A 21620-nucleotide genomic window follows, 5' to 3' on the forward strand; every position below is an offset into this window, starting at 1 on the left:
TTCATTTATCAGACAATATTATACACGTTCCATCGGAAAAAGAGAAAAATCGCAAAGGGGGCGATTTACGATACGGCAACGAAAAAAAGGAGGCAGCAAGTGCCTCCTTAAAAGCTGAAATTGTCAGGGTCTGGTCCAACGCGTTTATTCTCGTTCAGGGAGTCTAAAGCAGCCATGTCATCGGCGGACAGAACAAAGTCAAAGATCCCGGCGTTTTCGGCGATTCGCTCTTCACTGCTCGACTTGGGTATCGTCACGACGCCGTTTTGCAGATCCCAGCGAAGGACGATCTGGGCCGGGGTCTTCTGATGTTTGCCTGCAATCGTCAGAACCGTCGAATCGTTCAAGATCTGTCCTCTGGCCAGCGGGCTCCACGCTTCCATCTGGATGCCCTGTGCCTGACAAAAACGGCGAAGCTCCTGCTGGGACAGCAGCGGATGGTATTCCACCTGATTGACCATTGGCTTGATCTCACAATCGGCAAGCAGGTCCTCCAGATGATGGGCATGGAAATTGCTGACTCCGATCGCCCTGACCCAGCCTTCTTTATACAGCTTCTCGAGAGCTTTCCAGGTCTCTTTGTACTTTCCTTTGACCGGCCAGTGGATCAGGTACAGATCGATCATATCCATCGCCAGTTTTTTCCGGCTTGTTTCAAATGCGGCTAGGGTGGATTCGTACCCCTGGTCTGTGTTCCACACTTTTGTCGTGATGAACAAATCTTCACGCCGCAAACCTGATTCTTTAACAGCCTGGCCTACTCCAGCTTCGTTTTCGTAAAGCGCAGCCGTGTCAATGCTGCGATACCCGTGTTCAAGGGCGTATCGAACGGCCCCCCGAACTTCTTCGCCATCCGGTATCTTGTATACGCCAAGGCCGAGCCAGGGCATTTTCACTTGATTGTGAAGAACGGTGCAGTCGCTTATGTGCTTCATCAGATCTCGCTCCTTTTCGCTTATAGGCTGTCCTCTTAAAGGTATCACGAGATCCTGCCAGAATCTACCGGCAAATACAAAGAACCAACCTTATAGCGGATATGGAGCTACGGAATGGCCCCGGCGGAAGGAGGCTGTGGGGTTTTATCCAGTTCGAGCTGGCTTTTCAGTTCTGCTTGTACCCGCTTATGTTCAGCCTGGTCCACGATATAATAGTAGATTCCATCGATGATACTGCCTTCCCCGGCCAATTCGATCGAATTCACCTGTTCGAAGGCGGAACGGTAGTCCTGCAGCATGTCCTTCCATTCGGAAAAGGTCACATTGGTCTTGACGTTTTGGCCCAATTGGTCAAGCACGCCTTTGGCTTTTGTCACGATATCCGGCCGTACAACCTGTTTCAGCATGCTTTTCACAATTTGCCGCTGCCGGCTGTTTCTGCCCAAATCCCCCCGGGGATCGTCATAGCGCATCCTGGCATAGGCCAGGGCAGCGCTGCCGTCCAGATGCAGCTTCCCTTGTGGAAACGTGTGGTCTTCATACGAAAAACTCATCTTGTTCTCCACATCGACTCCGCCCAAGGCGTCAATAATCTGCTCAAACCCTTCCATATTGACAGAGATGTAATAGTCGATCGGAACCTGTAAAAATTGCTCTACCGTTTTCGCTGCCATGTCAACACCGCCAAAAGCGTAGGCGTGATTCATTTTATCAACAGTCCCGTGTTCCGCGATCTGTGTCCGCGTATCGCGCGGAATGTTAACCAGCGTGGTTTGTCCTCCTGCAGGGTTTACGACAGCGATCATGATCGTGTCGGAGCGGCCGCGGTCGTTCTCCCGCTCGTCGACGCCTAATAGCAGGACAGAGATGGGCTGCTTTTTTTCTACGGAGGCTTTCTCCGTCCTCAACTTTGACTTTGCCGCTTGAAGCGGCTGATACATTTGGGCAGCTGTCTTCTCCACAGCATGGTACAAGTAGTAGATGTACCCTACTGCTCCTGCTGCGAGCACTGCAGCTGTGCAGATTGCGATTTTCACTCGTGTTCTCATAGGTCTGCCCCTCTGCGGCTACACATTTGTGACAATCTCCACTTTCGCATGGTGGGAACTGTTTTGAACTCGCATCACTTTCTTTTGTTGTTCGGCTGAGAACGGCTCCTGCACGTACCGATAATTGGGAACGATCTTCCGCAGCAGCTGCTTCATCTCCTGGTCGAATCGCTCTTCCTCTTCATTCTCAATCAGTTGTTCCAATTGATCGACATCTCGCGAAAATTCATGCCAGGCAATCTGAAGCTGTTTTCCCACAAAAATCCTGCCATGCCTGGTGGCTGCGATCCCCTCTTCATTGGTCAAAAGCTCCTCGTACAGTTTTTCACCTGGGCGAATCCCGGTGTAAATGACTTTAATGTCAACTTCCGGCTCAAATCCGGACAGCCGAATCAGATCCCGGGCCAATTTGTCGATCTTGATCGGCTTGCCCATGTCGAGGATAAAAATTTCGCTCCCGGACGCCAGCGCACCAGCCTGGATGATCAGTTGCACCGCTTCCGGGATCGTCATAAAGTAGCGAACCATCTCGGGATGCGTGACCGTCACCGGACCGCCTTGCTGGATCTGCCGTTTAAAAATCGGGATGACACTCCCGCTGCTGCCCAGGACGTTGCCGAAGCGCACGGCGACAAATTTGGTCTGACTCCTTTGGCCCAAACCGAGGACGAACATCTCCGCAACCCGTTTGCTCACACCCATGACGCTGACAGGATTGACTGCTTTATCCGTAGAGACCAGGACGAAGCGGGAAACGCCGAAGTGGTGTGACAGCTCTGCTACATTCTTCGTTCCGATAATATTGGTTTTGATTGCCTCGACCGGGTTTCGCTCCATCAGCGGAACGTGTTTATGTGCCGCCGCATGAAAGACGACTCCCGGCAGATAAGCGGCAAATACCGCCTTCATCCTCCTCCGGTCCCGGACGTCGGCGATGACGGATTCAATCTGCAAGTGGGGATGCTGTTTTCGCAGATCCAACTCGATCTCAAAGATGCTGTTTTCGCTATGGCCGAGCAGAAGCAGCTTCCACGGTTGATACCGGGCGATCTGCCGGGATAACTCCGAGCCGATGGAACCGCCTGCTCCTGTCACCAGGATGGTCTCGCCGCCGATGTAATTGGACACCTCGGTCAGATCGACCGCCACCGGATCCCTGCCAAGCAAATCCTCAATTTTTACATCCCGAATCATTTTGATAGAAATTTTACCGCTAAGCAGTTCGGATACCTTTGGCAAAATCTTGATGCTTACCTTCATTCGGTTGCAAATCTCCACGATCTCCGCTACCTCTTTTTTAGTCGCGGAGGGAATCGCGATAATGATGTCTTGAATCTCGTACTGCCGAATCACTTCTGGAATTCTTTCGCGGCCCCCCAGGACCGGCAAGCCTAAAATCTGCAAATTTCTCTTTGCCTTGTCATCGTCGATAAAGGCGACGGGATATTGTTCAGAGTCGGGGGAATGGGTTAATTCCTTGGCCACCAGAACACCTGCGCTGCCCGCGCCGACAATCATAGTTCTGCGCAGATTGGGGCGCGATTTGGCCGAAGTAGCGGTGATGATTTTAAACGTCATCCTGGCACCGCCAAGTCCAATAATGATAAATGCCCATGAGATCGGATAAATGGAACGGGGAACGGCAAATGCGGGGACGACATACTGCAGCCCGCTTTGCAAGAGAAAGCAGCCAAGCTCAAGCAAGGTCGCAAGTTTAATAATCGCGATCAGCTCTGCAACGCTGGCGAACATCAACACGGGGCGATACATGCGGGTGATGTACAAACCGGCCAACCCGAGGGCGACATGAGTGATGGCAGCATAAAGCAAAGCAGAGGTATTGTGGGCTCCAATGTCAAAATCAAATCTGACTTGGTATGCCAGTACAACCGCTAGACAAATAATGCAAGCATCTAAAAGTCCCATAAAGACCAAGCGGTTTTTGTAACTCATAACCACACCCCATATGACTCAATTTTGTCGGCACCTGTTTTAAATCATGGGATATTTGTATGAACATGGTCGTAGGTTTATGTACCTACGAAACAGGTTGGAAGAAAAGACTCATACGATCATGATCTGGTCGTACTTCAGCATGACACTCCCCTCCGGTTGGCCTGCCAGGCAGCTGTCATTCGCTCGTCCCTGCAAATTCCGCAGGAGATAGCGGACAAAATTATATCCGCACTCGTGCGCATGCGGGTAGCCCCCGCCAAAACGGGGATTCATCTCCGAGACGACGAAGCCCTGAGGGGTGTAAAAACAATCGACATCAATCGGCCCAACCGGTTTTACGGCTCTCAACGTCTTCAGAACCAGTTCTGTCAAGCGCTCATCTCTCACCGCCAGAGATTTGTCCGTCTCTCCGGCCCGCATCCGCAGCTTTTTTTTGTTGAAGATGGCGACCGGTTCGGCTGAAATCAGGTCCACATAAGCGTCCACACCGAATTCATCCCCGCTGACATAAGGCTGAATCACGACTTCGCCGATTTGCGAGCAGGCTGTTTGCAGATCCGAATAACTGTCTGCCCGGCGTATCCCCTGACTGGCGCTTCCACTCCTTGGCTTTATCAGCAAGGGAAAGGAAAGGGTCCCGGTCGATAATGCCTCCGTTGCCGTAGTCAAATGATTGTATGTAGGTATGCAGGGAATGCCGCACTCCTGCAAGCATTGATACATCGTCCACTTGTCCAGACACATCTCCGTAATGGTCGAATCGGATACGACGACCTGCACCTTTTCACTAAGAAAAGCCTCCTTGTTGCGAGACAGCACCACCAGCTCCGGATCGATCAGGGAGAGGACTACCGTGATCTCATGCCGTTTGCATATCTCCAGCAGCGCATCGATGTAGCCGGGAGAGTCAATCCTCGGCACGATCTCAAAGCGGTCCGCAACGTACAAGGCGGGAGCCGCTTCATCACAATCCACGGCAACCACTTGCCCCAAGCCAGCCCATTCGGCCTTAAAATACTGCAGCAGCTTTACCCGTCTGCCCACGCTGGCAAGCAAAATATTCATCGTACCCCTCCCGGTCAGCGAATTTTTGAAACAGACAGCGGCTCAAAGCGGTAGAGCTGGTCACTGAAGAATTGGGCCAATGTCTCCCGTCCTCTCAGTTCAAGCCATTCGTTCTCATATCGCTGGACGATCGGAGGCCTGCCCTTGATAAACGGCGGATTGAACACCATCGTGTAGGCACCGGTATTTTCAAAGATGAAGTAATCTCCTGCCTTGGGAAGCTTTCCCGTTACCTGATGCAGCAGGTAGTCCTTCTCCATGCAGGTGTACCCGACTACGTGAAATACCCCTGCACCCCCGCCATCCTGTCGTCTGACAATTCGATGCGGCAGGTTGTGACGGTGCATGGTGGGCTTGACATTGTGGACGCTTCCGTCCACCAGGACAAACGTTTGTCCTCTCACCTCTTTGACGTCGATCACTTTGCTGACGAAGGAAAAGGCGTTGGCAGCCATCGCGATCCCCGGCTCTAGGATCAGCTGCGGGTCAAGTCCATAAGCTGCCATTTCGGTCTGCATCACGCGGCAAACGGCCTCGGCGTAATCGTCGAACGTCGGCGTATTCGGAATCGGAAAAGCAGGCGGCAGTTCTCCGTAGATGCCGCCGCCGACATCGATGTATTCGACCGTTTCCGGCAAGCAGGCGCGGGCAAGCCGGCATAGTTTTCTGGCGATCTTTTCGTAAACCGCCACGCTGCGGTCACTGGAAAAATGGCCGTGCAAACCGCTGATCCTGAGGCTGGGAATGCGGGAAAGCTCCTCCACAGCGCGTTGAAAAGCCCCGTTTTCCACACAAAACCCGAACCGGCTCGCTTCGAAGCCGTCCTGCAGCGGATTAACCCCGTTTTCTTTCAGGTCAAAATTGACCCGCAGACCTACGCTTACCTTCCGCTCGGGATAAGCTTCACAATACCTTTTTACCAGTTCGATCTCGTAAAAGGAGTCCAGGTTGAGCAGGCTTTTGCCGTGCAAGGCTGCCTCGATGTCAGCTGCCTCCTTCACGGGGCCGTTGTAGATGATACGGTTCGGGTCGACGCCGATTTTGCGAGCCAGATCGTACTCCAGCCGGGATACCACTTCGGCATATCCGCCCAGTTCATCGATAAGGGCACAGAGCTGGGGCAGGTAATTCGTCTTGTACGAGTAGCCGATCAAAAAACGCGGGTAGCGGCTGGCAAATGCCTGATGGATTTTGCGGTAATTCTCCTTCAGTTTTCCGCTGTCAAAAATGTAATAGGCGGATCCGAATAAACGATCCGCGCACGCTAATTGCTCGTAGGTGTACATGTGCCCCATCTACCACCTTTGTCGTATTCAAGAAATGCTCCCTTGGCGCCGGGCCCGTTTTGCAGCGTCCGTCTCACACAGTCAATCACCCGCTCTTGCTCCTCTTCGGACAGATTGGAACCGGATGGCAGACAGATTCCGTACTGAAACAGCTGTTCCGAAACCGATTCGCTTTCGGAGTGGGGATAGTAGCGGCAGCCTTGGAACAACGGCTGCAAATGCAGGGGCTTCCACACCGGGCGAGCCTCAATGTTCTCCGCTTCCAACGCTTCCACCAGTTGACCGGCCGTGACTCCGCATCGCATAGGGTGAAGCAGCAAGGCGGTCAACCAGCGGGTGGATCTGCCGAACGGCGCTTCCGGCATAAACTCGACCCCTTCTATTTCATGAAGCGCTTGATGGTATCTTGCGAAGACCCGTCTCCTGGCAGCAATTCTCTCTTCAATGACCTGCAGCTGCCCGCGTCCGACGGCCGCCAGCAGGTTGCTTAGCCGATAGTTGTACCCCGGCTCGCTGTGCTGGTAGTGGCGGGCCGGGTCCCTCGCCTGTGCCGCCCAAAACTTCGCTTTCTCCAGCGCTTGCTGATCATGCGACACCAGCATGCCACCGCCTGACGTCGTGATCAACTTGTTTCCATTAAAGGAGTAGATCCCAAACTGTCCGATTGTACCGCTTGCTTTTCCGCGGTACGTGGCTCCCAGTGACTCAGCGGCATCTTCGATCAATGGGACTTTGTAGCGGCGGCAAAGATCGGAGATCGGACCGAGGTCGGCGCTTTGGCCGTACAGATTCACCACGATCGCCGCTTTGGGCAGCCGCCCCGCCTCTACGGCATCGTAAAAGGCCCGCTCCAAGGCGTCTTTGGACATGTTCCATGTTGTCGGCTCCGAATCGATGAACACAGGTGTCGCCCCTAGGTAGAGGATGGGGTTGGCGCTCGCGACAAAGGTCAACGACGAGCAGAATACCGTATCCTGGGCTGCTGTTCCTGAAAGGCGCAGGGCTAAATGGATGGCTGCCGTTCCCGAGTTTACCGAGACGGCCCCTTTTGCCCCGACGTAATCAGCCACTTCCCGCTCAAATGCATCCACCTGCGGTCCCAACGGCGCAATCCAATTGGAGGCAAACGCGTCCCTGACAAACTGCTCTTCCCGGCCGCTCAAATGCGGCGGCGACAGATAAATTCTTTCCTTCCCAACCATGCCGATCGTCCCCCTGCAGACTCTTTTACTTTTCGCTGACCAGCTGCAGCTTTTCCAGCCTGCTGATCAACAATCGAACCACATCATCCCGCATATCCTGCCGCTGCAGGGCAAAGTCGATCGTCGCTTCAATGAAGCCTAGTTTGGTGCCGACGTCGTAGCGCTTTCCCGTGCACTCAAACGCCATCAGCGCTTGCTGCTTCGAGAGCGTCCGCAAGGCATCTGTCAGCTGGATTTCTCCGCCTGCCCCGGTCTCCTGCTGCTCCAAAACGGAAAATATCTCTGGACGCAGAATGTAGCGGCCCATGATCGCCAGACGTGACGGTGCATCTTTAGGGGACGGCTTCTCGATGAGATCGTTGATGTAGTAGATGCCTGGGCTGCCGAACAGGAGAGTGGCGGCGACAATTCCGTATTTTTCCACTTCAGCTTCTTCTACTTGCTGCACTCCGACGATCGTCGTGTGAAAGCGTTCATACATGTCCATGAGAGACTGCAAGCACGGCTTTTCTGATACGACTACATCATCGCCGAGCAGGACGGCAAACGGTTCGTCCCCGATGAACTTCCGTGCGCACCAGATTGCATGTCCCAGACCCTTGGCCTCTTTTTGCCGGATGTAGTGAATCTCGACCATGTTGGTGATGCGTTCGATTTCCTCCAGCTGTGCCCCCCTGTTTTTCGCCTGCAGGCTGGCCTCCAGTTCATACGACTTGTCGAAATGATCTTCGATCGCCCGCTTCCCCCTGCCGGTTACGATGATGATATCCTCGATCCCCGAGGAAACGGCTTCTTCCACGATGTACTGAATCGTCGGTTTATCGACTATGGGCAGCATTTCCTTGGGCTGCGCCTTCGTGGCCGGAAGAAACCGCGTTCCCAGCCCTGCCGCCGGAACAATCGCCTTTCGCACCTTCATCCGGTTGCCACCCTCCTTTGCCTTGTTCGCTTGCCGCGAGCAGTACCGCTTCCACTTGCCTGGCCAATTTGATTCGTTCGTACTTTTCTTCGGCTAGCCGGCGGGCACGTCTGCCCATCTCCGCAAGATCCCACATACCGTTTTGCAAACGGATTAACAGGTCGGCCAAATCGCCGGGATCGTCCGGATTGACGTAAAACCCAACCTGATACTCCTCGACGAGCTGCTTGGTCCAGCCGGCTGAATTTACGATCACAGGCTTCCCGGCTGCGAGCGAATCAAAAAATTTATTGGGTGAATTCGTAGCGAGAATGGGAAGGTTTTGAAAAGAGGTGATGGTGATGTCTGCAGCAGCGAACAACTCAGGCATCTTCTTTCGCGGAAGCGCCCCGGTAAAGATGACATTGTCCAACCGGTGCTGTTCGCACATCGCTTCCAGCAGCGGTCTTGTCTTTCCGTCTCCTGCCAGTATGAACACGATGTCGTCTCTGTTTTGCTCCCGCAGCTTGACCGCGGCGCCTATGAGGTAATCCAGCCCATTGGCGATCCCCATGGAACCGCCGTGCAGGACGACCAGTTTGCCATGCAGCTGGTACTGTTCCCGCAGCTCCGCCCGGCAGACGTCTTCCTGCCCGAACAGGTCCAGGTCGCAGCAGTTGGGTATCATCGTCACCTTGCGGGAAGAGATTCCCTCTTCAAGGACGCCTTGCAGCATCCCGGGCGACAAGGCGATAATGTGCTCGGCTTGTTGGTACGTCTTCCGCTCCAACCCCTTTAACAGGCTGATCAGCAAACGGGAGCGGATGGCCCCGATCTGCCTGGGAGCCTCCGGCCATAAATCCCTGACCTCAAAGATAAATGGTACTTTATTCCAATATTTGATCAACAAAGCCGGTATGGCTACTGTCAACGGTGTGGAGGTAGCCAGTACGACATCGTACCCCTTCAAGGTGAGGCCTTTGAGGCTCGAAAAGAAGACGAACTGCAAAAACGACAGGATCCTGCGGAAATACCCCATGTAATTGGAATAGTGATTTTTCACGGCGATGACGTCGATTCCGTCAATGGAGTAGAAGCTGTAAAATCGGCTTTGCCGATCCGGAGGGATCGATGCGAGCGAAGAATCCCCTGTGATCATCGTCACCTGATGGCCCTGCCCGACCAGGTATTTGGCGAACTCATACGACCTGGTGCCCAGTGAACCCTCCCTCGTAGTAAAGTACTGATGGATGTACAACACCTTCATTTGTACACGGCTCCTAACCATTCCCTTCCCCCGCCCGTATCGCTTCTGCCGACGCTGCAAACGGTGAAGCCGGCATCTGTCAGCATCTTTTGATCCAGCACGTTCCGTCCGTCGACCAGCAGCTTTTCCCGCATCCGCTCTCCCAGCTCGGCGTACGGCAGGTGAAGAAACTCTTCCCACTCAGTGACAAGCACGACCGCATCACATCCCTCGAACAGACTTTCTGCCGTCGGGCAGCACTCCACATCAAGCGTCGAATGTTCACAGGCTAATCTTTCCATTGCAGCCGGATCGTACACCTTGACACGGGCGCCACCGCCAACCAGTTGGCGAATGATATCAAGCGAAGGGGCGTCCCGCAGATCATCGGTGCCAGGTTTGAAGGCCAAGCCCAAAAGCCCGATCGTCCTGCCGGCAAGCGAATTCAGTTTGGCTTGCAATTTTTTCGCCACCAGCTCCCGCTGCGTTTGATTCACTTCAAGAGCGGCCCGAACGATCGGCAATTCCGACTGATGACGTTTTCCGGCATGAAGGATCGCTCGCATATCCTTTCCGAAGCAGCTCCCGCCCCAGCCGATACCAGCCTGCAAAAATTGGGGACCGATCCTTTGGTCAAGGCCAATCCCACGCGCCACGGCGGTGATGTCTGCCCCAACGCTTTCCGCCAGGTTGGCAAATTCGTTAATAAACGATATTTTCACCGCTAAGAAAGCATTGGCCGCATATTTGATCAGCTCTGCGCTGGTCAGGTCGGTGGCGAACAAAGCAGGCAGGCGATCATTGCCCGGGCGGGGTATCCCATGCGGCGGTATAAAATCCTGCAGCAAGACAGGCTGGTAGAGCGCAGTCAGAAATGCTTCTTCCTCATGAGAGTCAATCCCTGCGACAATCCGATCCGGGTAAAACGAGTCAAACAGGGCTTGGCCTTCCCGCAAAAATTCCGGGTTGGAGATGAGCGTTACCTTGCTCTTCATCCCCCGCTCCGCCAACTTCTGCTGCAGCAGTGCTCTCATCTCTCTGCCGGTGCCGGGAGGGACGGTTGATTTCAGGAGGATAACCGGCAAGTTGCCGTTCACCCGGGCCCCGATCTCTTTGACTGCCGCCCTCACATAGGTGAGGTCCACCCCTCCCCCCTCTCCGATGGGAGTGCCGACGGCGATGACGACAGCGTCAGCGTTTGTATCAAAGCTATCCCAATCATCGGTAAAGCTGATTCTTCCCGCCGACGCCCGCAATACCTCCTGCAATCCGTGTTCATAAATCGGCAGTTCTCCTGCCCGCAGTTTCGCTATTTTTTCCTCATCGCGGTCGATCAGGGTTACCTCGTGGCCGATATAAGCCAGAACAATGCCAGTTGACAACCCGACGTAACCGCAGCCAATGATGATGACCTTCAAGCTGCCACCCCCCGCTTACATCATTTCCTGATGATTCCGTGATCCGGTAAAATCCTGAACAGTGGCGCATCCGTCTTCGCTGATCCCGCGCGGATCAAATACTTTTACAAGCGTCAGGCAGAGGATTTTTACATCGAGGCAAAAGGACTGATGATCGACGTACCAAACGTCTAACTCAAATTTCTCTTCCCAGGTGATCGCGTTCCTGCCGTTTATCTGCGCCCAGCCGGTGATCCCCGGCCTCACCTCATGTCTGCGGGCCTGGCGGGGAGTGTAGAGCGGCATGTACTCCATCAGCAGCGGACGAGGTCCGACGAGGCTCAACTCCCCCTTCAGCACATTAAACAACTGGGGAAGCTCATCGATGCTGAACCGCCTTAGCCATTGACCAAACGGGGTGAGCCGCTGTTCATCGGTCAGCAGCCTGCCATCGGCGTCCGTCTGGCTTGTCATCGTCCGGAATTTATAGATCGTAAAAGGCTTGCCGTGCAATCCCGGGCGCTGCTGCTTGAACAAAACCGGCCATCCCAGTTTCCAGCGGATCAAGAGGGCTACCGCAAGCAAGACCGGCAGGGTGAGCAACAACAACAGCCCTGCAAAGACGAGATCAAAACACCGTTTCAAACTCCTCCCTCCGCCATTCCGTGATCATATTGGCGATCTTCCAGGCGGCCTCACCCCGCCCATACGGCTGTGCCGACTTGCCGGACAGCTCCAAGGCTGCCAGGATATCTCGGCAGACCGTCTGGCTGTCCTCCATCGAGACCAGACGGTTCCAGCCCAAATCCAGCAGCTCCGTCCATTCCGTTTCCGATCGAAGGGTTGCACAGGGGACTTTGTAGAAAAAGGCTTCCTTTTGAACTCCGCCCGAATCGGATGCAATCAATGAAGCGTATTTTTCCAACATCACCATATCCAGGTAACCGACTGGCTCGATCACTTTGAGCTGCTGCTTGACGTACTCGAACATGCCTATTTGCTGCAAGGCCGCCGCCGTGCGCGGATGGATCGGAAGCACGACTGGCAGTGCTTCCGCCGCCAGACACAGCCCCTGAAAAATCGTCTGCAGCCGCTCCGGCTCATCCGTATTGCCTGCCCGGTGGATCGTCGCCAGCATGTAGTGTTTGGGCTCGAGATCCAATTGCTCGAGAATCCGGCTGTGCCGTTCCGCCTTTTCCCCGAAATACAGCGCGGCATCGTACATGACGTCTCCCACCAGGTGAATCTTCGCCTCCGGTACGCCTTCCTGCCGCAAGTTCTCGGCGGCTGTCTGCGTCGGCGCAAACAGCAGTTCCGCGCAGTGATCCGTCATGATGCGGTTGATCTCTTCCGGCATCAGGCGATTGTAGGAACGCAGACCGGCTTCGACGTGCAAGACCGGAATGTGCAGCTTTGCGGCTGCGAGAGCTCCAGCCAGCGTCGTGTTGGTGTCCCCATAGACGATGACTGCCTCAGGTTGTTCCGCGATCAGCACGCGCTCGACCGATTCCAGCATCCTCCCTGTCTGCATGCCGTGAGACCCGGAATGAATACCGAGGTAATGATCCGGACGGGGCAGTTCCAATTCAGAAAAGAAGACATCAGACATCCTCTCGTCAAAATGCTGACCCGTATGAATGAAGATTTCCTGAATGCCCGGGACAGCGCGCAAGGCGCGGGAGACCATCGCAGCTTTGACAAACTGCGGGCGGGCACCGACGATCGTGGCCATTTTTACCATCCACTTGACCTCCTGTGATCAGGGTCGCCATCGCTTCCAATGAGTCAGCAACGGATCGTGAAACAAGTAGTCCAAGGCGCTCAAGCCTCCTGTAAACTCGCCGAATCGCTGCGGGTACTCGGCGATTTCGAATTGGTGGTACTCCAGTTTTACGCCTTTTTCCCGAAATACGCTTTCGTCGAGATAAGCTCTGCCGCTTGGGCCGGACAGATATGTCGTCCCCCCTGCCGCCAATACCAACTCGCATAAAAGGTGCGAACGGCTCCCCGCCGCCGGCATTTCGGAAGCGGACAGCAGCGGAGTTTCGATCCCAAGACGCTTTCTGATCAGCTCAATGCCAGGAATGTTCATGTCTACAAGCCTTTGACAATCCCTTTCGTAGAGCTGCTCTACTTGCGGCATAAGCTCTGAGAATCCAGGAGTCCCGCGGTAGATTGTCTCAAAGGTCTTGAGGTGTTCTTTTTTCCATGGGTGTTCCCTATCAATCTCGACATCGAGGGTCAATTGCTCGTAGCGGCCTTTGGATTTTACGGGTACGGTCAACCATTGGACTCCATTGGGCCCTTTGAGCTTTACGCGGTTTTGGTAACCGCGCTTGGTAAACTGTACCTGGTCCAGAAAAATAAACAGATCGGCACAGGCCATCTTGTCAAAAAAGCCAAGCCAGGGAAACAGATTGGGTTGATGGATCGCGATGTTCATAGGATGACCCTGACCACTTCAAATGCTTCTGCCCAGTCTGTTTTGATCTGCGTTCCGCGCAGCCGGGCCAGCCCCTGGATAAAATCCTCTGAAAAATAGGGACGCTTCAGCTCGATCTGGGAGCGGTACGCTTGGAGAGCCTGCCATTTTTTTTGGACGTGGCCCGGCTTGAGGTCGACAAATGCCTGGGTACGGAAGGAAAGGTGATTCCAGGGAAGCTCATACCCGAAGACTGTCAGATCTTTAAAAGCCCTGACCCCTTCGTTGTGCAGCACCTGGTGGTCTTGATGAACGTCCTGACCTGACGGCAGCAGAATGAGGTCTGGCTCGATCGTCCGCCTCAATTTGCGCAAGTCTTCCAGAATATCCTGGCGGTGATCAGAAAACCGGCGGACCGGGTAATCGCAGACAAACAGGCGGTCAGGCGGTACTTCGAGGATCGCCATAGCACGGTAAAACTCGCGCAGGATGGTATCGTGCGGCGAACCCTCCGGAACCGATTCCCTTGCGGTTGAAAAGGCTGCGACGAAGACGCTTGTTTTCTCTTCAACCAGCCGGGCCATAAAGCCGCCGCAGCCCAGTTCGGCATCGTCCGTATGCGGCGCCAAAACCAATACTCGTTGAAATCTCACAACATCACCTCGCGTGTACCATTTCTTTTTGCCCTTTAAACAGCAGGTTTTCGTAGAAGCCACGAAGTTTTTCCGCTTCAACATCCCAGTTGTACTTCTCGCAGACAGCCATCCAACCTCGCGTTCCCATCCCCTCCGCCGCTTCCGGAAACTGGATGATCTGCTCGATCTTCTCCGCGATCGCTTTCGGATCGTGCGGATTAACCAGCAGCCCGCACGCTCTCTCTCCGATGATTTCCTGCCAGAGGGGAAAATCGGAAGCAATCACCGGGATGCCGGCGGACATGTATTCAAATAATTTGTTCGGCTGAGAATGGATCGAGTTCGGGACAGGGTGAAAAGTAACCAGGCCAGCCCGGACTTTGGCCAACAGCTCCTTGACACCCTCCCGGGACTGCCAGCCGACATAGTCGACCCGCTTCCAGCCCGGCATCTGGCGAAACTCCGCCTCCAGCTCCGGAGGGCTGAAGCTGCCCGCCAACAGCAAGCGGACGTCCGACGTTTCAGGAAGCAGCGCCAAGGCTTCCATGACCTCCCTGACACCCCGGATCAGACTGATCACCCCGACGTAGGCTACAGCGTTTTGCCGTTGGCGGTACGACTGCGCCCGGTGATCGAGCAGCTCATTAGCGATGGGGAAATTTTGCACGACAACCGTTTTCCTGTTGGGAAACCTTTTCGCAATTGCCGGGGTAGCCGCGATGATCCCGTCGAAGAAGCAGGCGCCAATCGACTCGGCGGCCGCTGCTCCTTTGGCGACGGCGGCTCGCAGCCAGCGGGGAATCCAGTCTTTTTTCATGATCTGTCCGGGCACATCCTCATGGACATCGTAGACGACCAGCTTCCCCCGCAGTTTAAGCAAACACCCGACCGGGATCAGCTCGGGATCGTGAAAATGGTACACATCAGCCTGCTCCTGCCAAGCAGCCCGCCAGACCGACCAGATCGTTTTGGTCATCCGGATCAATCGGTTGGCTGGCTTTGGGACCGCTCTGATCCTGACTTTGTCCACCTGTTCATCCCGATCGTGGGGGACCACGAACACGACCTCATTTCCCGCCTGTGCCAATGTTTGGCATTCTTTGAGCAGGATGCGGGTGTCGTGCGGCATATGGACGGAACTGAAATGAACGATTTTGTGCAGCTTCAAGCGTTTTCACCTCCATACCCTAGTGTCAAAGCGAGAGTGGCAAAGAGTATTTTGTTATCGTTGATATCCCCGCTGACCATCGCATTGGCGAAGAAAAAGAATAACAGCACAAACAACGTCCGCGCTTCATACGAGGAGCGAAGAATGCCCTGCCGATACATCCGGATGAACGCATACAACACCAAGCCGCACAGGAAAAAACCTTGCAGCCAGCCGCCTTCCAGCAAGATTTCAAGTATGAGATTGTGCGGGTATTGGCGGGAAGCTCCAAACCAAAGATTGATTCGGGAGGTGAATCCGCCCCAGCCAATGCCTGCAGGCGTTTCTTTGATCACATCCCAGGACAATTGGTAAGCCTGCAGCCGCATCGCCTCCGAGTTGTCTATTTTTCCTTGAAGCAGCTGCTGCACCCTTTCTGTCGCTGTGGCCGGAGCGACCGTCACACTGTAGGCTCCAACCGCCGCAAGCACCAATAAAACGCCGGCAAATCGAAGCAATAACGTGCCGCGTTTCCAATAAAACAGCAGCGCGAGCAGTCCCAATCCCGCCGCAGCAGCCAGAATCGGCCCTCTTGAGCCCGAACCGATCAGCACGACCAGCGAAAAGCACAGGAAGCCAAGTGTCTTGATTGGCCCCAGCCGTCCTTCCAACCCCAGTATGGCGATCCACAACAACGCCGTTCCCACTGCCCTTCCCAAGCCAATGGTGTTCGCTCCGAAGGCGGTCATCCCGGTCGCATGTTCGCTCGTGATTCGCAATTCCCCGTCCGCAAAGGAGGACAAGATTGCGTCCAGGCCAAGCATCAGACCAAACGCAGTCAACATGTGAAACAGCGTGCGGATTTCCGCTTTTTCCTTGAAAAGAAAAAAAGGCGCGACCGACGCCAACAGGGTAAAGGTGAACAACTTAAGCACTTTTTCCCCGGCATCATCAGACCCATCCAACCCGAATAGCGGGAGTGCGAACAACAAGTACAACGCAAGCATCCAAAACAGCTGTCTGGGAATCCGGCAGTTGTTTTTTACAAAAGCCGCCGCCGTGCAAGCTGCCGTTAGCAGGGCAAACAGCAATGTCAAATCGACCGGCAGCCAGGAGAGCCGCGGGTCGGCCTTAAAATTTCCGGCGAGCAAAAATCCGGCAAAAATCAGCGCTTTTCCGTCCCACCACTTCCCCAAGTTGCCCGCTGCTCGTATGGGCGACACCTCCTCCAAAAATCACATCCCGGCCTTGGGCAACTCCCTACATGCTGTCTAGTGCGACCCTCAAACCTTGCACGACCCGAAGCTGCACCTGTTCGGTCATCTGCGGCCAGATCGGCAGGGAGAGTACTTCCCTTGCCGCAGCCTCTGCTTGCGGCAGCTCGTATCCCAACTCTTGATACATCGGCAGCAGATGAAGGGGTATGGGGTAGTAGATCATCGTCTCGATCCCCGCCCGCCGCATCCGCTCCTGCACTTCGTCGCGTCTGCCCTGCAAGATTCGGACAGTAAACTGATGGTAGACATGCCGATGATCGCCTGTATTCTTTTCGTCCAGGCACACGACTCCGCTTTGTCCCCGCAGCAGCTTGCGGTACGTCTCGGCGACGCCAATCCGGCCTTGATTCCACTCCTCGATGTGCCGCAGTTTTACCCGAAGAACAGCCGCCTGAAGTTCATCCAGGCGAGAGTTGTAACCGACCGCCTCGTTGAAGTACTTCTTCCGGGACCCGTGTTGACGAAGGAATCGGCAATATTCCGCGATGTCATCGTCATTCGTCACGATCATCCCCCCGTCGCCAAATGCACCGAGGTTCTTTGAAGGAAAGAACGAGTAGCAGCCCACATCGCCCAACGCCCCCGCTTTCTTTCCTTGATACTCGCTGCCAAAGGCCTGTGCCGCATCTTCGATTACCTTGAGATCGTATGTCCTGGCAAGGGACAAGATTGGATCCATCTCCGCCGGGCGGCCGTACAGATGTACAGGAAGAATCGCCTTGGTTCGCGAAGAGATCTTCATCTCGATCTGCCGGGGATCGAGCTGCAGACTATCGGGTTCGATGTCGACGAAAACAGGAGTAGCCCCTACTCGCTCAATCGCTTCCGCTGTGGCAAAAAAAGTAAAGGGAGTCGTAATCACTTCGTCACCAGGCCCTACCCCCAATGCTTGCAGACCGATGATGAGCGCATCTGTCCCGGAGTTGACCCCGATTGCGTGCCTGACGCCAAGGTAACGGGCCGCCTCCTGTTCGAATGATTCAGCGTTTGGACCTAAAATAAAGCGGCCCGAGCGAAGCACGTCATGGATGGTCTCTGTCAACTCCCCCCATAACAATTCGATTTCCGGTTTCAGATCAAAAATGGGAATTTTCTGCATAAAAGGCCCCCTTCACCTATGACCCGGCCGATTGCCGTCTTCCCCGCCTATCGCATAGGACCGCATCGGCAGCCGCTGTTTCGTCCAAAAGAGCAGCCTTCCTCCTTTGCTGACCACCCCGGTAAGCAGGTTGGCACAGTCGGCTGCAAATGGTTTTACATCTGTCAAGTCAAACACGGCAAAAGCTGTCTTATCGGAGGAAAACAAATTGCGCCAGAGCGTTTTGAAAGGGATCGCTCCCCGAAAAAGTCCCAACAGTTCGTATTGCAAGTAAACAAAGTGAATCTGCTTGCTCTGATCCTGCTCTTGCCTGATGTTTTCCTCGCCAATCGCGTCCCGATACTGCGTGTAGAGGATGTCGACCCCGGACAGATGTCCCACCCTGTTCCACATCGTGGAGCGGAGACTCACTTCCATCAGCTTGTAGGTGCCGTCCCGGGCATCATACTTAAACTCTGGTTCGCATATCCCGTGGAGGTCCATGGATTCCAGCAGCTTTCTTCCCAACTGAACAACTTCGGCAGGCGCTTGATTAGTAGCGCAGGAGAAAACGCCAAAATTGTCTGGGTACGAGGAGAGCTTTCTGCCTGTCCATTCATTTAAAATCGTCCCGTGCCGATTCCGGTAGCCGATATAGGAATAGATCTGGGAAGCGTCACCCGGGATGATTTCCGATGCGATGAAGGGAATCCCGCGGGCCAGAAAGCTGCGAACCAACTCTTCATGCCGCTCAAAATCACGGTGCGAATGGAAGATGAGACTGCGAAATACTTCCGGTCCGGCATGATCCCGTTTGGCCGGCTTGACCACTACGGGAAAGGGAATGTCGAGAATCTGATGATACCGCTCTTCCGTCTCGATATAACGTGAATTGGGGTAAGGTATTTCCGCCTTTTCACAGTGTTTGTACTGCTCAATTTTGTTGATGTACTGCTGCAGATTATCGTGATTGTACGGCAGAAAGCAGTACCCGCTTATCTGCTCGTACTGTTCATCAAGCATCTCCAACTGTATTTCGTCCGTCGGGTAGACGATGATTTTTTCATACTTTTGATGGAGGTTTTCCAGCGCTTGATGCAGCGATTCGGCTGCAGGTTCGATCCTGACAAAACTGACAATTTTGTTGCTGTAGGCCGCCAGCCTTTTCTGCGTATCAAACAAAACAATGTCACGAATGCCTTTTTCGTACAGTTCTCTGATAATCGAGTACCCGTTGATATACCCGCCCAATACCAAACAGCAGCAGTTTTTCATTTTCTTCTCCATTTTGTTTCCCCGGCTTACGTGAAAGAGGATAAACAGCAGCAAAACATAATGAGCAAACAGAACCCAGGTCATCAGCGACAAAAAGTGCCCAGCGTCAAGCACCGCCCGCTTTGCGATGATGGACACCGTCGCCACCAGACCTAAAAAGCCGAGCTGCCAAAGCAAAGAAATCCTCTGTTTCTCGAATAGATTGAGCAGATCCATGACGGGTACAGTGATAAAGCGGATAAAGAAGAGCGGAATGAGAATTTGCCCGTAGACCCCCGCAACTTTCCAATTTTGTCCAAAGACAAGCACGACGACATCCTCGATGAAAAAGTAGATCAGCAAAAATACCGGCAGCGAAATCGCCGTCAAGCGCCATAGAGTCGACCTGAGAATGTTCGTTGCCGAGCCGCTGCGTTCGATTTCGTCGCGCGCTTCACGGGTGAACACTTGTCCCATCGACTCCCCGATAACGGATGTGGGCAGCCCCAGCATGCGGTTGACCAATGTGTAGAAGCCTAACGCAGCCGTCGAATACAATGCCGAAAAGACGATGTTGACCAGATTTTGGGCAAGGGAGTTGGCCAATCTCGCCCAAACGGAAAACAATGGGAAGCCCTTGTACTTTTTCCCTAACCGAATCAGTTCTGTCAGCTTGACCGAAGAAAACAGTTCTTTATTCAAACAGACCTGTTTCAACAGCGTATAGTTCCCCGCAGCATAAGACAGAAATTGTCCACTGACCAAACCTGCCTCCCCCGTTTTGAAACATCCGACGACGATTTGGACCAAAGCTTGGGTGAAAGAGCGGGACACATTGGAGTGGGCGATATTTTTGTAGTTTTTATAGCGCAGGTTAAAGTGGATCAATACGCTGTTTACTCCAATTAGTACCACACTGGCCGGGAACAGATACAGCCAGATTCCCAGTCTGTCGTCGTTCAGGTATGAGACGATCGAATCGTGGAAGAAAAGTGTGACAGCGAGCAGCAAAATACCCAGAATGACTGCAACGACGGCCCCAACTGCGGCTACATGCGCGGCTTCTTCATCCTTGTCTGGCAAAATGACAGCCAGCTCGTACCGGCCATTGGCGATAACCCCAAACGTGCTCGTCAACGCCATAAAAACAGCCAAGGTGCCAAAATCCTCAGGTGAGTACATCCTGGTTAAGACAGGCGAGATCAGAATCGGGATGAGTTGGGCAATCGCCGTTCCAGAGACAAGAATCAGAGTATTGCGAACAAAACTGGTCTGGGACGTTCTCTTCAACATCCGGCGGAGGAAGGTCTGCATGGCTGTTACCGGTTTATTTCGGCTTCAGCACATGTGTCAGGCGATAGATCCGCTTCCAGCACAACCGCCTGGTACAGTTTTGCGTCAAGCGGATGAATCAGTGAGTGGTTATGCCACAACAAGGTAAAGTCCCCCCCAAACTGTCTGCACCTGTTCCTCAGTTTGTCAATCTCGCGTTTCGCTTGCTTTCGCGAAAGATGGAGATAGTGCTCGTCAAGCAGCGTGCCCTCCATGACGATCAGCGGCCGCTCCAAAAGCTTCAGTGCTCGCCTTGTCTTGACATTGTACACGCTGTACTCATAGCAAGTGCCGCAGCGAAATCCCGCACGGTCAGCAAAGCTCAGCGTGCTGTCGTAGAAGAGGCCAGCCTCGTCCCAGATCTGCCACGTGGTCGGAGCTTCCCAGCGCAAGAAATGCTGCCGCCCGCCTACCTTCTCCTGGCCTATCCCCGCACGATCCATCGCCTCACGCAGTTTGTTGTATTCGCGCTGAAGTTGGTTGGGGTCACGGAAGGTGTGATAGCTGGGGTGCAGCCCGATTTGATGCCCGCGGTCGTGGATTTGTTTCATCAGGGTTTGGATCCACGGATCATCCACAGAGTAGGCACCGTCGATCTCGCCCCCGGTATGGTCAGTAATAAAGAAAAAAGAACTGGCCAGTCCGCGTTTTTCACTCAACGTCATCATCCAGTCAAATGTGTTGCACAGATCGGCCCCCAGCCTCCCCCGCCTCACCTCTATCAGCGATTGGATCCGGCGGGCGGCAAGCAGCCAACTGCTGCGTTTGAGGACGTCGCCAGCCGTCGCCCGCAGCACCTGTGGCAGCGAGCTGGGCGCAATCCCCAGCGGCCAATCCACGTCATGGCTGAGGAGAAACCGGTACTCCCTGCGCTTTCGCCGCAGGTTCGGCCAAAGCTGCCGCAGCGACCACCAGAGAACCTCCAGATACTCGTTGACGATCGGCCGGTCGAGAAAGCCTTCCTGGAATGCCAGCGACGCCCCGGCGGGAAAACGCTCCCGCTGATCCCGATCGGGCCGCACAGCTTCTTCATAACGGGCCAGCATGTAAAAGGCGCTCCCGAAGATGTCAATACCCAGGCGTACGCTCTCCTGTCCTGATTCGATAAAGCTGCCGTTTGCCAATCGCTTGCCATAGATGACTGGCAGATTAGCCGAGACCAGCGATCCGCTGCAGGGATGACATATGGCATCCCAGGTCATAAGCGGCTGTCTGGGCAGGGAAGCGGGCTGCAGCCAATCCTGTTCAGGCTGTTGAAAAAAAACGTCAGCGACGGTCAGTTCTTTTTCCGACGAGTCGTCTGCCAGCATGATCCGAACATCGCTGCGAGGTTCCGCTTCTGATATGTACTCGATCCCCAGAAACTGGCTGAACAGCACGTCAAAAATGTATCCCCGCTCGTTTAGAAAGGTTGGCGGACAGGAAATGCGGAACAAACGTA

18 protein-coding genes are annotated in these 21620 nt (G+C 54.2%); all 18 read right to left on the reverse strand.

The annotated features are described in order from the left end of the window. Positions 1 to 107: 107 nt before the first annotated feature. The 18 genes from ACI7RC_RS07435 to ACI7RC_RS07520 all read right to left on the reverse strand — a co-directional run bounded on the left by ACI7RC_RS07435 (position 108) and on the right by ACI7RC_RS07520 (position 21615). Positions 108 to 935, reverse strand: coding sequence for an aldo/keto reductase (locus ACI7RC_RS07435; RefSeq protein ID WP_408107603.1), 828 nt, complete (start codon positions 933 to 935; stop codon positions 108 to 110). Positions 936 to 1042: 107 nt separating this feature from the next. After that, positions 1043 to 1984, reverse strand: a complete 942-nt coding sequence (locus tag ACI7RC_RS07440) for an LCP family glycopolymer transferase (protein ID WP_408107604.1) — start codon at positions 1982 to 1984, stop codon at positions 1043 to 1045. A gap of 18 nt (positions 1985 to 2002) precedes the next feature. After that, the gene (locus tag ACI7RC_RS07445) at positions 2003 to 3937 is read right to left on the reverse strand and encodes a polysaccharide biosynthesis protein (RefSeq protein ID WP_408107605.1); all 1935 of its coding nucleotides are present in this window, start codon (positions 3935 to 3937) and stop codon (positions 2003 to 2005) included. A gap of 111 nt (positions 3938 to 4048) precedes the next feature. Beyond that, positions 4049 to 5005, reverse strand: a complete 957-nt coding sequence (locus tag ACI7RC_RS07450; RefSeq protein WP_408107606.1) for an ATP-grasp domain-containing protein — start codon at positions 5003 to 5005, stop codon at positions 4049 to 4051. 14 nt (positions 5006 to 5019) lie between these two features. Further along, positions 5020 to 6291, reverse strand: coding sequence for a type III PLP-dependent enzyme domain-containing protein (locus tag ACI7RC_RS07455; RefSeq protein ID WP_408107607.1), 1272 nt, complete (start codon positions 6289 to 6291; stop codon positions 5020 to 5022). After that, entirely contained in the window at positions 6270 to 7493 is a 1224-nt protein-coding gene (locus ACI7RC_RS07460; RefSeq protein ID WP_408107608.1) for a DegT/DnrJ/EryC1/StrS family aminotransferase, read from the reverse strand. Before ACI7RC_RS07460 ends, ACI7RC_RS07455 begins: the two co-directional genes overlap by 22 nt. 25 nt (positions 7494 to 7518) lie before the next feature. After that, positions 7519 to 8412 carry a UTP--glucose-1-phosphate uridylyltransferase GalU gene (galU, locus tag ACI7RC_RS07465; RefSeq protein WP_408107609.1) on the reverse strand — a complete coding sequence of 298 codons (894 nt, stop codon included), beginning with the start codon at positions 8410 to 8412 and terminating at the stop codon, positions 7519 to 7521. Continuing rightward, positions 8312 to 9658, reverse strand: a complete 1347-nt coding sequence (locus ACI7RC_RS07470) for a glycosyltransferase family 4 protein (RefSeq protein WP_408107610.1) — start codon at positions 9656 to 9658, stop codon at positions 8312 to 8314. The genes galU and ACI7RC_RS07470 overlap by 101 nt, the downstream gene beginning before the upstream one ends. Further along, the gene (locus tag ACI7RC_RS07475) at positions 9655 to 11055 is read right to left on the reverse strand and encodes a UDP-glucose dehydrogenase family protein (RefSeq protein WP_408107611.1); all 1401 of its coding nucleotides are present in this window, start codon (positions 11053 to 11055) and stop codon (positions 9655 to 9657) included. Before ACI7RC_RS07475 ends, ACI7RC_RS07470 begins: the two co-directional genes overlap by 4 nt. A gap of 15 nt (positions 11056 to 11070) precedes the next feature. After that, positions 11071 to 11679: a sugar transferase gene (locus ACI7RC_RS07480; protein ID WP_408107612.1), complete on the reverse strand. Its 609-nt coding sequence runs from the start codon at positions 11677 to 11679 to the stop codon at positions 11071 to 11073. Then, a complete protein-coding gene (wecB, locus tag ACI7RC_RS07485; RefSeq protein WP_408107613.1) occupies positions 11663 to 12775 on the reverse strand; it encodes a non-hydrolyzing UDP-N-acetylglucosamine 2-epimerase in 1113 nt (370 codons plus the stop codon). The genes ACI7RC_RS07480 and wecB overlap by 17 nt, the downstream gene beginning before the upstream one ends. Positions 12776 to 12793: 18 nt before the next feature. Then, positions 12794 to 13477, reverse strand: coding sequence for a WbqC family protein (locus ACI7RC_RS07490; RefSeq protein WP_408107614.1), 684 nt, complete (start codon positions 13475 to 13477; stop codon positions 12794 to 12796). After that, positions 13474 to 14109, reverse strand: coding sequence for a PIG-L deacetylase family protein (locus tag ACI7RC_RS07495; RefSeq protein ID WP_408107615.1), 636 nt, complete (start codon positions 14107 to 14109; stop codon positions 13474 to 13476). Before ACI7RC_RS07495 ends, ACI7RC_RS07490 begins: the two co-directional genes overlap by 4 nt. 4 nt (positions 14110 to 14113) lie before the next feature. Then, positions 14114 to 15259, reverse strand: coding sequence for a glycosyltransferase family 4 protein (locus ACI7RC_RS07500; protein WP_408107616.1), 1146 nt, complete (start codon positions 15257 to 15259; stop codon positions 14114 to 14116). Further along, the gene (locus ACI7RC_RS07505; protein ID WP_408107617.1) at positions 15256 to 16434 is read right to left on the reverse strand and encodes an O-antigen ligase family protein; all 1179 of its coding nucleotides are present in this window, start codon (positions 16432 to 16434) and stop codon (positions 15256 to 15258) included. Before ACI7RC_RS07505 ends, ACI7RC_RS07500 begins: the two co-directional genes overlap by 4 nt. 64 nt (positions 16435 to 16498) lie before the next feature. Then, the gene (locus tag ACI7RC_RS07510) at positions 16499 to 17614 is read right to left on the reverse strand and encodes a DegT/DnrJ/EryC1/StrS family aminotransferase (RefSeq protein ID WP_408107618.1); all 1116 of its coding nucleotides are present in this window, start codon (positions 17612 to 17614) and stop codon (positions 16499 to 16501) included. A 12-nt stretch (positions 17615 to 17626) separates the two neighbouring features. Beyond that, positions 17627 to 20140: an oligosaccharide flippase family protein gene (locus tag ACI7RC_RS07515; protein WP_408107619.1), complete on the reverse strand. Its 2514-nt coding sequence runs from the start codon at positions 20138 to 20140 to the stop codon at positions 17627 to 17629. A gap of 26 nt (positions 20141 to 20166) precedes the next feature. Further along, positions 20167 to 21615 (reverse strand): polysaccharide deacetylase family protein, encoded by a 1449-nt coding sequence (locus ACI7RC_RS07520; protein ID WP_408107620.1) that lies wholly within the window; start codon positions 21613 to 21615, stop codon positions 20167 to 20169. Positions 21616 to 21620 lie beyond the last annotated feature (5 nt).

The sequence above is a fragment of the Brevibacillus sp. B_LB10_24 genome, assembly GCF_046036945.1.
Taxonomy (GTDB): domain Bacteria; phylum Bacillota; class Bacilli; order Brevibacillales; family Brevibacillaceae; genus Brevibacillus_C.

Coding starts and splice junctions, on each gene's coding strand:
- ACI7RC_RS07440 (WP_408107604.1), bottom strand. CDS start 1,984: ATGAGAACACGAGTGAAAATCGCAATCTGCACAGCTGCAGTGCTCGCA.
- ACI7RC_RS07490 (WP_408107614.1), bottom strand. CDS start 13,477: ATGAACATCGCGATCCATCAACCCAATCTGTTTCCCTGGCTTGGCTTT.
- ACI7RC_RS07455 (WP_408107607.1), bottom strand. CDS start 6,291: ATGTACACCTACGAGCAATTAGCGTGCGCGGATCGTTTATTCGGATCC.
- ACI7RC_RS07470 (WP_408107610.1), bottom strand. CDS start 9,658: ATGAAGGTGTTGTACATCCATCAGTACTTTACTACGAGGGAGGGTTCA.
- ACI7RC_RS07450 (WP_408107606.1), bottom strand. CDS start 5,005: ATGAATATTTTGCTTGCCAGCGTGGGCAGACGGGTAAAGCTGCTGCAG.
- ACI7RC_RS07445 (WP_408107605.1), bottom strand. CDS start 3,937: ATGAGTTACAAAAACCGCTTGGTCTTTATGGGACTTTTAGATGCTTGC.
- wecB (WP_408107613.1), bottom strand. CDS start 12,775: ATGGTAAAAATGGCCACGATCGTCGGTGCCCGCCCGCAGTTTGTCAAA.
- ACI7RC_RS07460 (WP_408107608.1), bottom strand. CDS start 7,493: ATGGTTGGGAAGGAAAGAATTTATCTGTCGCCGCCGCATTTGAGCGGC.
- ACI7RC_RS07515 (WP_408107619.1), bottom strand. CDS start 20,140: ATGTTGAAGAGAACGTCCCAGACCAGTTTTGTTCGCAATACTCTGATT.
- ACI7RC_RS07435 (WP_408107603.1), bottom strand. CDS start 935: ATGAAGCACATAAGCGACTGCACCGTTCTTCACAATCAAGTGAAAATG.
- ACI7RC_RS07510 (WP_408107618.1), bottom strand. CDS start 17,614: ATGCAGAAAATTCCCATTTTTGATCTGAAACCGGAAATCGAATTGTTA.
- galU (WP_408107609.1), bottom strand. CDS start 8,412: ATGAAGGTGCGAAAGGCGATTGTTCCGGCGGCAGGGCTGGGAACGCGG.